12 protein-coding genes and 1 pseudogene are annotated in these 15,967 nt (G+C 48.9%); all 13 read left to right on the plus strand.

The window, feature by feature from the left end; translation table 11 throughout:
- Positions 1-50: 50 nt before the first annotated feature.
- The 13 genes and pseudogenes from gss (at position 51) to OGX99_RS10570 (ending at position 15,751) form a co-directional block, all read left to right on the plus strand.
- The gene (gss, locus tag OGX99_RS10510; RefSeq protein ID WP_187253246.1) at positions 51-1,913 is read left to right on the plus strand and encodes a bifunctional glutathionylspermidine amidase/synthase; all 1,863 of its coding nucleotides are present in this window, start codon (positions 51-53) and stop codon (positions 1,911-1,913) included.
- 467 nt (positions 1,914-2,380) lie between these two features.
- Positions 2,381-2,878 carry a type VI secretion system contractile sheath small subunit gene (tssB, locus tag OGX99_RS10515; RefSeq protein WP_210905366.1) on the plus strand — a complete coding sequence of 166 codons (498 nt, stop codon included), beginning with the start codon at positions 2,381-2,383 and terminating at the stop codon, positions 2,876-2,878.
- A gap of 65 nt (positions 2,879-2,943) precedes the next feature.
- Entirely contained in the window at positions 2,944-4,473 is a 1,530-nt protein-coding gene (gene tssC, locus OGX99_RS10520; protein WP_187253245.1) for a type VI secretion system contractile sheath large subunit, read from the plus strand.
- 23 nt (positions 4,474-4,496) lie between these two features.
- Entirely contained in the window at positions 4,497-5,834 is a 1,338-nt protein-coding gene (tssK, locus tag OGX99_RS10525; RefSeq protein ID WP_252838761.1) for a type VI secretion system baseplate subunit TssK, read from the plus strand.
- 5 nt (positions 5,835-5,839) lie between these two features.
- A complete protein-coding gene (gene tssL, locus OGX99_RS10530) occupies positions 5,840-6,481 on the plus strand; it encodes a type VI secretion system protein TssL, short form (protein WP_151217704.1) in 642 nt (213 codons plus the stop codon).
- 3 nt (positions 6,482-6,484) lie between these two features.
- Positions 6,485-8,149 (plus strand): OmpA family protein, encoded by a 1,665-nt coding sequence (locus OGX99_RS10535; RefSeq protein ID WP_286543472.1) that lies wholly within the window; start codon positions 6,485-6,487, stop codon positions 8,147-8,149.
- A 16-nt stretch (positions 8,150-8,165) separates the two neighbouring features.
- Positions 8,166-8,657 (plus strand): type VI secretion system tube protein TssD, encoded by a 492-nt coding sequence (tssD, locus tag OGX99_RS10540; protein WP_003024437.1) that lies wholly within the window; start codon positions 8,166-8,168, stop codon positions 8,655-8,657.
- A 160-nt stretch (positions 8,658-8,817) separates the two neighbouring features.
- Entirely contained in the window at positions 8,818-11,442 is a 2,625-nt protein-coding gene (tssH, locus tag OGX99_RS10545; protein ID WP_286543475.1) for a type VI secretion system ATPase TssH, read from the plus strand.
- Entirely contained in the window at positions 11,435-12,127 is a 693-nt protein-coding gene (locus OGX99_RS10550; RefSeq protein ID WP_151217907.1) for a hypothetical protein, read from the plus strand. The genes tssH and OGX99_RS10550 overlap by 8 nt, the downstream gene beginning before the upstream one ends.
- A 6-nt stretch (positions 12,128-12,133) precedes the next feature.
- Positions 12,134-12,535, plus strand: a complete 402-nt coding sequence (locus tag OGX99_RS10555; protein WP_151217701.1) for a hypothetical protein — start codon at positions 12,134-12,136, stop codon at positions 12,533-12,535.
- Between the two features lie 54 nt (positions 12,536-12,589).
- Positions 12,590-14,331 (plus strand): annotated as a pseudogene (locus tag OGX99_RS10560) (type VI secretion system Vgr family protein); the annotation flags it as partial.
- A 71-nt stretch (positions 14,332-14,402) separates the two neighbouring features.
- A complete protein-coding gene (locus OGX99_RS10565; protein WP_286543479.1) occupies positions 14,403-15,002 on the plus strand; it encodes a hypothetical protein in 600 nt (199 codons plus the stop codon).
- Positions 14,999-15,751 (plus strand): hypothetical protein, encoded by a 753-nt coding sequence (locus tag OGX99_RS10570; RefSeq protein WP_210905357.1) that lies wholly within the window; start codon positions 14,999-15,001, stop codon positions 15,749-15,751. Before OGX99_RS10565 ends, OGX99_RS10570 begins: the two co-directional genes overlap by 4 nt.
- Positions 15,752-15,967: the final 216 nt, after the last annotated feature.

A 15,967-nucleotide genomic window follows, 5' to 3' on the forward strand; every position in this document is an offset into this window, starting at 1 on the left:
GAAAAATTCACGCCAACCTGCTCAGGCTGTATTGTTTTGAGGTAAGGTGCATGAGCAAAGGAACGACCAGTCAGGATGCCCCATTCGGGACATTATTGGGCTACGCCCCAGGCGGCGTAGCAATCTACTCTTCAGATTACAGCTCCCTTGACCCACGGGACTACGACGATGATGCGGCATTTCGCAGCTATATCGACGACGAATACATGGGCCACAAATGGCAGTGCGTAGAGTTCGCACGCCGCTTTCTCTTCCTTAACTATGGTGTGGTCTTCACCGATGTAGGCATGGCCTGGGAGATCTTCTCCTTACGCTTCCTGCGTGAAGTGGTGAATGACAATATCCTGCCGTTACAGGCATTTCCCAATGGTTCACCCCGCGCACCGGTAGCAGGCGCGTTGCTTATCTGGCAAAAAGGCGGCGAATTTAAAGATACCGGCCATGTGGCGGTCGTCACCCAGTTGCTGGAAAACAAAATCCGTATTGCCGAACAGAACGTGCTCCATACGCCGCTGCCTCCCGGACAGCAGTGGACCCGCGAGCTGGAGATGGTGGTTGAAAACGGTTGCTACACTCTGCGGGATACCTTTGACGACACCACCATCCTTGGCTGGATGATCCAGACCGAGGATACTCGTTACAGCCTGCCGCAGCCGGAAATCGCCAATGACTCGCTGAAAATTGGCGGTGCGCGACTGGAAGATAACGGACAGTTTGACGGTAAATGGCTGGATGAGCAGGATCCGCTGCAAAAAGCCTACGTGCTGGCCAACGGCCACGTCATTAATCAGGATCCGCATCAGTACTTCACCATTACCGAGAGTGCCGAGCAGGAGCTGATCAAAGCCACGAACGAGTTGCACCTGATGTACCTGCACGCGACCGACAAGGTACTGAAAGACGACAACCTGTTGGCGCTGTTCGATATTCCGAAAATCCTCTGGCCGCGACTGCGCCTTTCCTGGCAGCGTCGTCGGCATCATATGATTACGGGGCGTATGGATTTCTGTATGGATGAACGCGGGCTGAAGGTGTATGAGTACAACGCCGATTCCGCATCGTGCCATACCGAAGCCGGTTTGATCCTCGAAAGATGGGCTGAGCGGGGCTACACAGGGCAGGGACACAACCCGGCTGAAGGGTTGATCAACGAACTGGCGGGTGCCTGGAAGCACAGCCGCGCGCGTCCTTTTGTCCACATCATGCAGGACAAAGATATAGAGGAAAATTACCATGCACAGTTTATGCAGCAGGCGCTGCGTCAGGCTGGGTTTGACAGCAAAATTCTGCATGGCCTCGATGAGCTACGTTGGGATGATGCCGGTCAACTGATTGACGGTGACGGTCGCCTGGTGAACTGTGTCTGGAAAACCTGGGCGTGGGAAACTGCGATAGAGCAGGTGCGAGAGGTTAGCGAAACGGAGTACGCCGCGGTGCCAATTCGTACCGGGCATACCAATCAGGAAGTGCGTTTAATCGACGTGCTGCTGCGCCCGGAAGTGCTGGTCTTCGAACCTCTTTGGACGGTGATCCCAGGCAACAAAGCGATTTTGCCGATCCTCTGGCAGCTTTTTCCGCATCACCGCTATTTGCTTGATACCGATTTCACGGTTAATGAAGAGCTGGCGCAAACCGGTTATGCGGTGAAACCTATTGCAGGACGCTGTGGCAGCAACATCGATCTGGTGAGTCATCAGGAAGAATTGCTGGATAAAACCAGCGGTAAGTTTGCCGAGCAGAAGAACATTTACCAGCAGCTTTGGTGTCTGCCAAACATTGCCGGTAAATATATTCAGGTTTGTACTTTCACCGTAGGCGGTAACTACGGCGGGACCTGCTTGCGCGGCGATGAGTCGCTGGTGATTAAAAAAGAGAGCGATATCGAACCGCTGATTGTGGTAAAGGAAGAGTAATCTTTTGGCATGTTTCTGATTGCAATACGAAAGCCGGAGTCTATCTCCGGATTTTTTAATTTACAGTTAACTTGGTGCTGATTATATTTAAATAAGTTACGTAGTGTATATATAAATTCATAAGTATTTTCTTGGGTGATGTTTTATAGCTTAAATGCATTTGGTTGATGAATGCTTTTAACGATGATTAATTCCTGCTGCTTGTATTAAATAAATGTTTTATTGATTTTGATTTTAAATAAATATCACTAATATGTTATTTGGTTGATTAGTGATGCCGATCATGTTTTCCCGCGTGGAATATATCGGATTACATCGACATACTAATTATAATCATTAATTGTCATTAACGGTCATTGTTGACTGCCCACAGAAATGACGTTGTAAGAAACACGTTGAGCAATTGGAAAAGTGCTCCGTCAGGAAATGCAAAACATCGGCAGGAATCGCCGGTCTGAGAGGGACGTATGGGTGACAGTTTTCAGAGTGAAGTGCCGACGGCACGCGTTAATATTAAGTTAGATTTACATACCGGAGGCGTGCAAAAAAAGGTTGAATTGCCGTTAAAGCTTTTGACCGTGGGGGATTTCAGTAATGGTAGAGAACAACGACCATTATCGGAGCGCGAAAAGGTTGATATTAATAAGAATAATTTTAACGATGTGTTGGCTAAGTTCTCACCAGTAGTTAATCTGAGTGTTAAAAATACGTTGGCTGGCGATGACAGAAAAGACGATATTAACCTTACCTTTAAAAATATCCGCGATTTTGAACCCGAACAGGTCGCAAGGAATATCCCACAATTACGCGTTTTGTTAGCTATGCGTAACTTATTGCGTGACCTGAAATCTAACTTACTCGATAACGCCGCTTTTCGTCGCGAGCTGGAAATCATCCTTAAAGATCCAGCCCTGAGTCAGGAACTGCGTGAAGAACTGGCAACCATGATGCCGAAAGAGATTTAACGCTATACAGGGTTTCCTCCGCTTAATCGGCAGGAATAGTAAAGGATCATAAAAGGAATATGCTGATGTCTGTTCAGGAACATACTTCTTCAGTCGCGACCACCACGACCAGTGAACGCAGCGTTTATCAGTCTCTCTTTGACAAAATTAATCTTGCCCCGGTTTCGACATTAAAAAATATCGATGCGTGGCAGAGCGATGAAGCGCTATCTGATGCCGCGCCGGCTGAACGCGTGACCGCTGCGATTCAGGTTCTGGTCTCATGTCTGGCGGATGCTGCGCAGCCCCTGGAACGTCTGGATAAAACGCTGCTCGATGAGCAGATTGCTCGCCTGGATAAGCAGATTAGCGACCAGGTTAATGAAGTTATGCATCATGTAGAATTTCAAAAACAAGAATCGCTCTGGCGTGGTTTGCATTCGATGATTACCGGCATCGATTTTCGCCGAAATGTCCGTGTAGAAATGATGGATATCAGCAAGGATGCGCTACGTGATGATTTTGACGACGCGCCGGAGCTTATTCAGAGTGGGTTATACCGTCATGTTTATATTGAAGAATATGACCAACCAGGCGGCGAACCCATTGCGGCAATGATTTCAGCGTACGAATTTGATAACAGCCCGCAGGATATTGCACTGCTGCGCAATATTTCTGGCGTCTCGGCTGCCTGTCATATGCCGTTTATTGGTTCCGTGGGGCCTAAATTCTTCCTGAAAGAAAATATGGAAGAAGTCGCGGCCATAAAAGATATCAATGATTATTTCGAACGTGCTGAATACATCAAGTGGAAAGCATTTCGTGATAGCGACGATTCACGCTATATCGGGCTGACTATGCCGCGTGTACTGGGGCGTCTGCCGTATGGCCCTGATACCGTGCCGGTACGTAGTTTTAACTATGTTGAAGAAGTTAAGGGGCCGGATCACGAAAAATATCTGTGGACCAGCGCCTCTTTCTCTTTCGCTGTGAACATGGTGAAAAGTTTTATCAAGAATGGCTGGTGCGTCCAGATCCGTGGGCCACAGGCGGGCGGTGCGGTTAAAGATTTGCCTATCCATTTGTACGATCTGGGTACAGGTAATCAGGTGAAAATCCCGTCTGAGGTAATGATTCCGGAAACTCGTGAGTTTGAATTCGCTAATCTCGGCTTTATTCCGCTTTCATATTATAAAAATCGTGATTACGCCTGCTTCTTTTCTGCTAACTCGGCTCAAAAACCTGCGCAGTTTGATACTCCGGAAGCGACGGCTAACAGCCGGATTAACTCACGTCTGCCATATATCTTCCTGCTTTCTCGTATCGCTCACTACCTGAAAATCCTGCAGCGGGAAAATATTGGCACGACTAAAGATCGCCGTCTGCTTGAGCTTGAACTTAATAACTGGCTGCGCAGTCTGGTAACCGAAATGACCGATCCTGGCGATGACTTGCAGGCATCACACCCGCTGCGTGATGGGCGTGTCGTGGTAGAGGATATTGAGGATAACCCCGGTTTCTTCCGTGTGCGCCTGTATGCCATTCCGCATTTCCAGGTTGAAGGTATGGACGTCAGTCTGTCGTTAGTTTCACAAATGCCTAAGTCGAAATCTTAACGACGCAGCGCACAGGAGGTGCGATGAAGATCTACCGTCCGTTATGGAGCGAGGGGGCCTTTCTGGCTCCCCAGCAGTTTCAGCAGCAGACACGTTGGGATGCCTATGTCGCTGACGTAGTGGCACACATGTCACTTTCCTCACCATGGGGTGTCATCAGCGCGGAGTTTGACGAAAGTGCGCTAACGGTTTCCCGTTTGAATCCCGTTAATCTGGTGGTGCGCTTTCCTGACGGAACGTTAGTGGATACAGGTATTTCAGATAACCTGCCTCCGGCGTGTGATTTATCGCACCTTGCTGGTTACAACAGCGTTGATATCGTGCTGGCATTGCCACTGCTTTCGGCTAATGGCGGTAATCTTTCATCAGGCAACGGCGTTAGCCGCCCGTGTCGCTGGCAGCAGGAATGGCTGCCAGTGCAGGATCTTGCAGGCCAGGAAAGGACTGATATGGCGGTGCTGCGGCATGCTATTACCCTTCGGTATGCCCACGACGATAACAGCGCTTATCTGACCTGTCCGGTAGCTTGCCTTATTCGTAATGCTCAGGGGCAATGGGAGCTGGCACGCGATTTTTTACCCCCCTCGCTTTCACTCTCAGCGAGCCCCTCATTAATCAATTCGCTCGGTGATTTGGTACACCGTATCCAGGCCCGTTGTCGCCGCCTGATGGCCTTGCGCCGTGAAAGTAATGAACGAATGGCGGATTTTGCGGTAGCAGACGTTTCATTATTTTGGCTGCTGAATGCGCTTAATAGCTCGGAGCCTGTTCTGAAAGAAATGCTGCAAAACCCAGGCCGTCACCCCGAGCTTTTGTGGCGTGAGCTGGCGCGGTTAGCCGGCAGCCTGCTGACCTTTTCATTAGAAAATGATGTCAGCGTTGTACCTCCATACCAGCACGCAAATCCGCAGCAGGTATTCCCGCCACTGTTTGCACTGCTGGTGGAACTACTGGAAGCCAGCCTGCCATCTCGCGTTGTCGCGATTGAACTGACGCAGGAGCGACAGTTCTGGTATGGCGCTCTGTCGGATGCCCGACTGCGTGAAGGCGCTGATTTTTATCTGTCCGTTCGTTCGGCTCTTCCAGCGCATGTCCTCCTGACACAGTTTCCACAACTGTGTAAAGCCGGGAGTCGGGCTGATGTGTCAGATGTCGTCAATGTGGCACTCAGCGGCATTCCATTAAAACCGCTGACGCATGTACCCGCCGCTATCCCACTACGACTGGAAAATCAATATTTTGCTCTTGAGATTAATCATCCAGCCGCCCAGTCCATGCTGGACGCCGGTAATTGCGCTTTCTATGTGCCGGGAACGTTGGGAGAGATTCAACTTGAGCTATTTGCAGTATTAAGGGATTGAAATAAATGAATAAGGATATTGATCAGGTGTTCTGGCCAACCTGGCTTGCTGTAAGCCAATTACGCGATGGGTCGGAAGTCGACGATGGTGCTGCTTTCTATCGCCGGGCCTGCCAATGGATTGATTCTGCACGTGAAGCATTGCGTGACATGGGATACAGCGAACACAGCGTTGAGCACATGCTCTATACGCAATGTGCATTACTGGATGAAAGCGTGTTGAACCGCAACCGTCAGGATAGCGGTTATATCACCTGGCTTGCGACACCTTTACAGGCCCGCTATTTCAACACCACCAATGCCGGGGAAGAACTTTGGGAGCGCATCCGTACCGTTCTGCGCGAGCCCGTTCCTGACACCGCCGTATTAACCTGTTTTTATCGCGCAATCACACTCGGTTTTGTGGGGCGCTATCGTGAGCAAGGTGACGAACGTCGTGAAGATGTTCTTGAAGCGCTGGCGACTCAGGCGATGCCTTTTAAATTAAAGCACGATGCGCCAGTCATCATGCGGGCTTCCGGCTTCTCTGGCGGTAAGCGCCGCTGGTGGCTGGCATGGCTTGTCGGCGCGCTGGCGTTAGGTGCTTTATGGCTCACATTTTCTCATGTCTTACAAGGGCAGATTGCTCAGCTTATTGGGCAGGGTTAAGACATGGCTCAGTTGCGAGGGATCGTGAACTATGTACTGGCGACCGTGCTGGCTTTGTTGCTGGTCTGGGGATTCAGTCCGTTAAGTGCGAGTGTTCGCAGTGGTCTTACCGTCTTTATTTTACTGCTTTCCATTCCTGGAATCATTTATGGCTGGCGCCAGTATGGTCGGTTGACGTCTGCGCATTCTGCTCATGACATTCCGCTCCCTCCAGAGAGTTTCAGTGGGCCTGTTGTGCTGGTATGTGGCGATACTGCCCCCTTATTTGCCGGACGTGGCGATTCCTGCGAGAGTTCACAGGGGTGGTATTTATCTGTTCAATCCCCGGAGCATTATAGTGCTCTGGTTCGTCGGATAGCTGTGCAGCGTCCGGGGCTTCTTATGCGCGTTTCCGTGATGCTGGCGTTAATCCCGGAATGGCATAATGATGAAGATGCGCTTAAGCACATGCTACTCAGTTGGCGGCGGGTGGTGACCCAGAGTCGGCGTTGGTTATCAGGTATACCGCCATTTTGGCTGTGTTGTTGGCTGAATTCTCCTCAATGCAATGAGACTGTACGTTGGTTTATTCGCACTCCTCAGGATGCTGAAGTGCAGTCGGCTACAGGATTAGATGATTGTGTTCCTTTCTCATTGCAAGAGCACTCGGCTCGCCATTCTCATCTTACACATGCCGTATGGTTAGATACCTTACTGGGTTGGCTGAAGAGGGTACAAGGCGACGCAGGGCGCCATGTTCCGCCACTTTTCTCTGCTTTACGGGTTGCGTGTTTCACCTCATTAGCGGTCTGTGAAAATAATCTGTGGCAACGGCATATTACCGATCAGACAACGATTTCTCCTGCGGCTTCTGCAGGGTCCGAGCTGCTGCCTTTTCCTGATTTAGCATTGCCTTTTTTATCCCGCCGCCGGGCACTGACAGCATTGCAACGAACGGTGGGTATAAGTGGTCTGCTATGCGGCATTTTTGTCGGACTGGCGATGGCATGCAGCTTTATCAATAACCAGCATCTCATCAGGGTCACAAACGATCATCTGACGTTATACCGCCATCTTAGCGGCAATCCTGTCGAGCCAAAGATTCAGGCCCAGGATCAGCTTCGTCGGGATGCGCAGCGGCTTGATCGCTGGTATCAGCGCGGCGAACCCCTTTCTCTTTCAATGGGATTGTACCAGGGGATGAGATTGATCCCACCTTTGCAGGCCGCAATCAGCGACTGGTTGCCACCTGAAAAACCAAAAGCGACCTCCCCGCAAACCGTGCGTCTCGACAGCATGTCGCTGTTTGATACGGGCAAATGGGCGCTAAAAGCGAGTTCAACAAAAGTACTCATTCGAGCTTTGGTCAATATCAAAGCCAGACCCGGTTGGCTGATAGTCATTGCCGGGCATACCGATGATGTGGGTGACGATAAATCTAATCAGCAGCTCTCTCTCAAACGTGCGGAATCTGTTCGCGACTGGATGCGTGATACCGGTGACGTCGCAGAGAGCTGCTTTGCCGTTCAGGGTTACGGTGAATCACATCCCTACAAAACCAACGATACGCTGGAGGGTCGGGCTGCCAACCGCCGTGTAGAGATCAGTCTGGTTCCGCAGGCTGATGCCTGTCGGGTACCGGGAATGAAGGAACCGTCACCGGAAGGCGGTGACGCATTAGCGAAGTAAAAATGGAGAAAGAGTTATGGCAATTCCAGTCTACCTTTGGCTGAAAGACGACGGCGGTGCGGATATCAAAGGCTCTGTTGACGTGAAAGACCGTGTGGGCAGTATCGAAGTAGTGGCTCAGGAACATAACCTGTACATCCCTACCGATAACAACACCGGTAAGTTGACCGGGACGCGTATCCATACCCCATTCCTTTTCACGAAGGAAATCGACGCCTCCAGCCCGTATCTGTACAAGGCTGTAACGACCGGTCAGACCCTGCGCCAGGCAGAGTTCAAATGGTATCGCATTAATGATGCGGGTCAGGAAGTGGAATACTTCAACACCACGCTACACAACGTGAAAGTGGTGAAAGTAAACCCAGTGATGTACGACATCAAGGATCCGGCTAAAGAGAAGCACAACCACCTGGAGCAGATTGAACTGCGCTACGAGAAGATCGTCTGGACGTATAAGGATGGCAACATTATTCATTCTGACGCCTGGAACGAGCGTACCACCGCGTAATGCACTAACGGATGAGGATTTCCTCATCCGTTTTTTATGCCCTCTGCTGAGCGTCCGGAGTGGGGTTAAGCAGAGAGTATCAACGTCACTTATTACCTTATGGGCATTGGATTAAGGCTACGGGCGGTAGCGTGCCTGAATACAGGGAGTCAGGAACCAAATGGAACACCAGTCAGCAGTGTTATTACGTCGTCTCAATCCTTACTGTGCTCAGGCGCTTGAAGCGGCAGCATCGTTATGCCAGACGCGCGCGCATGCAGAAATCACGCCTGAACACTGGTTACTGAAGTTGCTTGAGCAGGGGGAGGGCGATATTACCGTCATCGCTCGTCGCTATGAATGGGATATCGACAATCTCTGGCAGTCGCTGCTGGCGCATCTGGATGATCAGCCTCGTTCCGTGAAAAGCCGCCCACAGTTGTCTGATGCGCTTCTTTCTTTAATGCAACAAGCGTGGCTTTGCGCCGCAACGGATGAAAATTCGCAGATACGGGGTGTGCATCTGCTGATGGCACTGGTAGGCAAGCCTTCACTACTGAAGTGTGATGGCCTGTGGCCTCTTCTGAGCGCCGGACATACTCAACTGGAACGCCTCCTGCCGCTATTAAATGTCCAGTCGGATGAGCGGCCGGAAAGACAGCAGGAAGCCGCTCTGGCGCAGATTTCTCCTGATGATGAATCGCGTCCTGGCCTGGCTCAGTCGACGTTGTCGCCAGCATTACAAGGCGTGCTCGATAAATTTACGCAGGACGTCACTGCGAAAGCGCGTGCCGGCGATATCGACCCGGTATTTGGTCGCGATAATGAAATTCGTCAAATGGTGGATGTGCTGTCCCGTCGGCGAAAAAACAATCCCATTCTGGTCGGAGAACCCGGCGTCGGCAAGACCGCTCTGGTGGAGGGGCTGGCGCTGCGTATTGCGGAAGGTAACGTGCCGGATAGCCTGAAAGCGGTGACGTTACGCACGCTGGATCTTGGGCTGTTACAAGCTGGCGCAGGGGTGAAAGGTGAGTTTGAGCAGCGGTTGAAAAATATCATTGATGCCGTTCAACAATCGCCAATACCGATTCTGCTCTTTATCGATGAAGCACACACCATCATTGGGGCCGGTAATCAGGCGGGGGGCGCTGACGCAGCCAATCTGCTAAAACCCGCTCTGGCCAGAGGTGAATTACGAACCATCGCGGCGACCACATGGAGCGAATATAAACAGTATTTTGAGCGTGATGCTGCGCTGGAGCGGCGTTTTCAGATGGTTAAAGTGGATGAGCCGGATGATTACACTGCTTGTTTGATGCTGCGCGGTCTGAAATCACACTATGCGGAACACCATGGCGTTCACATCACTGACGACGCGGTTAAAACCGCTGTTACGCTCTCCCGCCGCTACCTTACCGGGCGGCAGTTGCCGGACAAAGCCGTCGACCTGCTGGACACCGCAGGTGCAAGAGTGCGGATGAGCCTTGATACCGTTCCGGAACCACTGACGCGTTTGAGGTCGGAGATCACCGCGCTTGAAATTGAAAAGCAGGCGTTGCTTGCCGATCTCGCGCTAGGAAATGGTCAGCATGGTGAAAGGCTGGCGAGCATTGAACAGCAGGAAAATCGTCTGCTTGTCGAGCTGGATGAACGCGAAACCCAGTATGGCCAGGAATTATCGCTCACCGAGCAACTGCTGGCCAGCCGCCGTGATATTTCCCGTCAGGCGGAAACGGTTGAATTGCAGCAGCAGCTTAGTGTGCTTCAGCAGGGGCATCCTTTACTGTTTCCGGAGGTAGACGCGCGCACTGTCGCAACGGTGATCGCCGACTGGACCGGTATACCGTTGTCTTCACTAATGAAGGACTCCCAGGCAGACTTGCTGACGCTTGAAACTCAGATGGGAAAACGCGTTGTCGGACAGGATTATGCGCTTAATGCCATCGCGCAACGACTGCGCGCATCAAAAACGGGTCTTACGCCGGAAAACGGCCCGCAGGGTGTGTTTCTGCTTACCGGACCAAGTGGAACCGGCAAAACGGAGACGGCACTGGCCCTGGCCGACATTCTGTTTGGCGGTGAAAAATCGCTGATCACTATTAATCTGTCTGAATATCAGGAGCCGCACACCGTGAGTCAGCTCAAGGGCTCGCCTCCGGGATATGTGGGTTATGGTCAGGGAGGGATCCTGACCGAAGCCGTGCGAAAACGTCCCTATAGCGTGGTGCTGCTGGATGAAGTAGAAAAAGCGCATCGTGATGTCATGAACCTGTTTTACCAGGTATTTGACCGTGGCTTCATGCGTGACGGCGAAGGTCGTGAAATTGATTTTCGCAATACCGTTATTCTGATGACCTCCAATCTTGGCGGCGACGCAGTGATGCAACTGCTGGAAGAACAGCCGGAAACCACAGAGTCTGAGTTGCACGAACTGCTGCGCCCACTTTTGCGCGACCATTTTCAGCCAGCACTACTGGCTCGCTTCCAGACGATTATCTACCACCCGCTCGGTGAACCAGCGTTACGTACGATTGTACAAATGAAGCTGGATCAGGTTAGCCAGCGATTGCAGCGCCACTACGGTATCACCACGACGATATCCGAGAACCTTTTTGATGCCCTGACAGCCGCTTGTCTGCTACCGGATACGGGGGCGAGGAATATTGATAGTCTGCTCAACCAACAAATCTTGCCTGTGCTTAGCCAGCAGTTGTTAACGTATCTTTCCCGGCAGCAAAAACCTCAGCAACTTACTTTAAGTTGGCGTGATGAAGAGGGAATTATGCTGGAATTTAATGATGAGTAAACGTAACGATATTATTGAACCTTACGAGTGGACATCGGATCGTAAAACGGGGCTCGTTTATAGCGAAATATTGGGATGGATAGATATAGGCCATGCGCAGGGAAGCGATATTAAAAACCTACTGTTAGATATAAAACGAGGTGAATCAAGTCGTGATGGTTATTATGAAGTCACCTATAGCCAAAAGATGTTTGTATATCATCGCCAGTTTGGTACAGGAAAATTTGTTAAGTGGCGTATCAAACAAGGTTTATCTGCATGTGAGAAAAGCAGCGTTGCGTTAGCTATGATGATGATGACGGCGCGCTTGTTTGAAAGTTTGCAATCTAATTGGTGTTTTAGTTGGTATACCGACAGTGGATTTAGCGGTGAGGATCTTACATCCGATCTTTTAGGCTTCTACCGGGCAATCCTTCCCTCAAACTACCAGTCAAGACTGAGCTTAGTCAGTAAAGAGCGGGCACTGAGTAGATGGGATTTTTATGGGCCGATAGGTAAATATAAGAATAAAGGATTTTTACCATTACTGTTTCCAGATCCCCTGGATAACTGTGCTGTCCATAAACCCTATAAAGGAAGCCTGCCTTCATTTATGACATGGGTGCAACCGTGGAGTGATTTCACTTCGGGTCGGGTAGAAATTATCACCGGGGATGGCGGTTATTATTCATTCTTGTCAAGGTGAATGGTAATGAACTACTGTAAAATAATACTGGTGACGATTGTTTTTATTTCCTTGTCACCGCTGTTAATACCTTGGCCAGATAAATTAGAATATCGGGAAAACGATTTTTTTGATTACTATTTCTATACTGATGTGGACATCAAGCAGGCTCCAAGGATATCAAATAATTATTACTTTGAATATATTTCTCCTGATGGAAGTACACGGGAAACAAATCTTATTATTTTTTACGGTGGTGATGCGGGCATTATTCGTGATTATCTGACAGGTCTTGGCTTTCATCACTATGATTATATTGATAATGGAAGAGAAGAGCTTTGGATATCAAATGACAACCGTCGATTTACTTTTTCCATTGTCACTAACAAGAAAAAAGATTTAGTCAGTTTAATAAAGATAATGCGTTGAGGGTAAGTTTTCGTTCTGGAAGTGACTCTTTATAAAATTACAGGGGTTAAATATATGGGAATGGATGAATCACTTGGCGGTGGGATGTCATTTATATCTGAAAATACGTTGAATCGTTATCAATTGTATATCCCTTCATGCAAGTCAGTGCTGGATGTTATTAACTTTAATGGTACAGAGGAAATGAGTTCGCTGTATCGATATGTAGTACATTTTTCCAGCCAGGATAAAGACATTGCGGCCGAATCGATACTTGGAAAATCAACGGCATTGACCATGGGAATGGGGAAGTTAAGTGAGTTAACTGCCCGCAAAATGGTACATGGTATTGTGACATCTTTCCATCGTATCAGTGGTTCAAAAGACCAGGCAATCTATCAGATAATCATTGAACCTTTTGTCGCGTTGTTGAAAAACCAATTTCGCACACACCGCTTCTTTATTAATATGTCAGTTCCTGAAGTTGTTACTAAAATTTTACAAGAACATGGTTTAAAAGACTGGGAGTATAATTTTGATTTGGTAATGGAATATCCCAAAAGAGAACAAATTAATCAGTATCAAGAGAGCGATCTGGTTTTTATTGAACGTCTGCTTTCTGAAGTTGGAATTTTCTTCTTCTTCAGGCTTCAACCTGATGCTGGCACTGAGGTCATCTATTTTGCTGACAAACAAAGCGCATGGGAGTTTGGCAAAACATTACCGCTGAATAGCCCTTCCGGAATGAATGACAATGGCATCGACTCAGTCTGGGATATTCAGTTCCAACAGTCTACGGTGCAGGCATCGGTTACTGCCGGGGACTATAACCATCGCTAGGCTCAGAAAATATTATTTTCTGCACAAACTGATATGACTTACGGTGAAGGTGACGGGGTGACGGGGTGACTTACGGGGATGTTTACCACTATCGTCCACGTCATCTTGAAACGGGTGATAAGGTTTCGCCATCGCCTGAGACAGGGAATTTTTGGGCGCGTCTGGAACATGAACGTTACCTCTCCTCACAAGCGACAATCACGGGATTATCGACCGATGTTAGCCTCAGCCCGGCTCAGGTCCTGAATATTACGGAATCCACATCTGTCCCAACGCTTCCTGCCAGTGTGCGTAACAACTTGCTGGTTACGGCGGTTTCATTCAGCGCAAGCCGAAAGGAAGCGCTACAGGTGGTGTTGATGGCGACCGTTTACAGTGAAACCCGCTGCTGGAGACCACCGCTAAAACCTCGGCCAGTGATTAGCGGCACGCTAATGGCACGTGTTACAAGCCCGAAAAAGAATGATCAATATGCTCATTTAAATCAGAGCGGGCTTTATTGGGTTAAGTTTGATGCGGATCGCGATGATAAACAGCAGGGTTACGAGAGCATGCCAGTTCGTCTGGCCAAACCCTACGGCGGCGACACCTACGGTATTCACTTCCCGCTGATACAGGGCACAGAAGTGGCGGTGGCGTTCCATGAAGGTGACCCGGACCGGCCCTATATCGCCCACGCGCTGCACGACTCCCGGCATCCGGACCACGTGACACAGGCAAACCACACCCGCAACGTCATCCGCACGCCCGCGAACAACAAACTGCGCATGGAAGACAAACGGGGCGAGGAGCACGTCAAGCTCAGTACCGAGTACGGCGGTAAGACGCAACTGAACCTGGGGCATAACGTGGATGCACAGCGTGCGCTGCGGGGCGAGGGGGCCGAGTTGCGCACGGATGACTGGGTGGCGGTACGCGGCGGGAAAGGGGTTCTGATAACCGCAGAGATGCAGGCGGAAGCCGTGGACCGGATGCTGGAGACTGGTTTTATGACTTATGGGGGCCGGTAGGTGGCACGCTGGGTTTTTTCTGGTCGGTAATAGAACTCATGCCTCAAGCGCTAGGGTTGAAGTTTTGGGAATGTTTTTGGCATCATGGAAGTATTGCCGTATTTTTTAACACCACCCAAACGACGGAATGGAAGGAGTGTAAAGTACCCAACAACCCTTCTTCATGCCGCAGGATCCGTAAACGACTTCCTGTTCAGACCAGATTGTATTTGGTTCTTGAACTTATTTTAGAGGCCAGCCAAAAGGCGAATGAAGCACAAAAAAGATTTACGCAGTTATTAACAAAGATAGATAAAGAAGACTGGTTTCCTCCCTATACTAACCCTGATTTAGATCATGCAACGAACCTTGGCAGACATTCCATGCCAGATCAATATTTGAGTTATCTTAATAACCAACTTAAAGAATGTACTCAGCCAACGTTGATCATGATGAGGAAAATAAAAAGAGAGAGATTTTTAAAGCAAATGAAAACGTATGAAAATAGTTCCCCAGTGGAAGAGTTTACAAGAAATAGTGCTTTCATTGAAATTCATGATGTAGTCGCATCGACGCTGGATATGACGCGTGGGGTTAAGGGAGGAAATGAAGCTCTGGAATATATAAAACCACTTAACCTTGAGGAGTTTGAACTATGATTGAGAAATATTTTATTTTAACCTTGGTGATTATCTTATCGGGTTGCGTTTCAGAGCGGAACCGGACATTATCTCCACCAGAAGATACCCAATGGGTTACAGTGGGCGTAAAAATACCTGCCGAACTGCTCGTGCTCCCATTGAAGGTAATTTATCGTTCAGAAATATGTAAACGCACCCGACATAATTCATCCGGAGAAGCTTATGAAGTTCCCGGGTATAACTCAATGGAATTTCCGTTATCCCCAAAAGATAGTACAGAGAATTTCTTTGATGTGAAACTTGCCCGGCAAGGCGGGGGGCGTTGTCAATGGCACCTGTCTGTGGCTGATATACGGTTGCAATACAAAAATACCGTACAGTTTGGCCAGGGTACGGAGTCGGTGTTAAAACGCATCAGGCTGGCATTTGATTACCTTGCGGTGAATCAAGGTGGTGGTCATCAAAGAATCAACAGCGATGGTTTAATTTCAAAAGATTATTTTCCATATTTAAGTGAGGGTTTTATTGGTGGTTATGAAAAAAACATATGGATATATGATGGCGAAATGAACGAGCGGTACTCCGCATTAAATATCAATTCTATTATATTTTATCCCCTGTTACATTCAGATAAATTAGTCCGGAGCATAGGCCCGAAAAAGAAAGAGAAAGGAGTTTACGGGACGTTGATTTATCCTGACGGTACGACTGTTCCGAAAACAGAGACCTTCCCTGACATTGACGTATTGAAGCAATTTATAAAATGATGAAGGACAGATAAATCGATTATATTGTCATAAGTATAGTTCTCTTTTTTCATTTCAACCGTTTTAAGTTAACTATCTGTTTATGGATTAAAACTTTGTCGAGGGATTGGTAGATGATATAGAAATATTTATTTTTCGCTCCACTGGTAATCTTATCGGGTTGTGTTTCAGAGCGGAACCGGACATTATCTCCACCAGAAGATACCCAATGGGTCA

Source organism: Citrobacter sp. Cu096 (genome assembly GCF_030332285.1).
Taxonomy (GTDB): domain Bacteria; phylum Pseudomonadota; class Gammaproteobacteria; order Enterobacterales; family Enterobacteriaceae; genus Citrobacter; species Citrobacter meridianamericanus.

Bases quoted from the DNA above. Each gene is read 5' to 3' on its own strand.
- gss (WP_187253246.1), top strand. From the start codon at position 51: ATGAGCAAAGGAACGACCAGTCAGGATGCCCCATTCGGGACATTATTG.
- tssB (WP_210905366.1), top strand. From the start codon at position 2,381: ATGGGTGACAGTTTTCAGAGTGAAGTGCCGACGGCACGCGTTAATATT.
- tssC (WP_187253245.1), top strand. From the start codon at position 2,944: ATGTCTGTTCAGGAACATACTTCTTCAGTCGCGACCACCACGACCAGT.
- tssK (WP_252838761.1), top strand. From the start codon at position 4,497: ATGAAGATCTACCGTCCGTTATGGAGCGAGGGGGCCTTTCTGGCTCCC.
- tssL (WP_151217704.1), top strand. From the start codon at position 5,840: ATGAATAAGGATATTGATCAGGTGTTCTGGCCAACCTGGCTTGCTGTA.
- OGX99_RS10535 (WP_286543472.1), top strand. From the start codon at position 6,485: ATGGCTCAGTTGCGAGGGATCGTGAACTATGTACTGGCGACCGTGCTG.
- tssD (WP_003024437.1), top strand. From the start codon at position 8,166: ATGGCAATTCCAGTCTACCTTTGGCTGAAAGACGACGGCGGTGCGGAT.
- tssH (WP_286543475.1), top strand. From the start codon at position 8,818: ATGGAACACCAGTCAGCAGTGTTATTACGTCGTCTCAATCCTTACTGT.
- OGX99_RS10550 (WP_151217907.1), top strand. From the start codon at position 11,435: ATGAGTAAACGTAACGATATTATTGAACCTTACGAGTGGACATCGGAT.
- OGX99_RS10555 (WP_151217701.1), top strand. From the start codon at position 12,134: ATGAACTACTGTAAAATAATACTGGTGACGATTGTTTTTATTTCCTTG.
- OGX99_RS10565 (WP_286543479.1), top strand. From the start codon at position 14,403: ATGCCTCAAGCGCTAGGGTTGAAGTTTTGGGAATGTTTTTGGCATCAT.
- OGX99_RS10570 (WP_210905357.1), top strand. From the start codon at position 14,999: ATGATTGAGAAATATTTTATTTTAACCTTGGTGATTATCTTATCGGGT.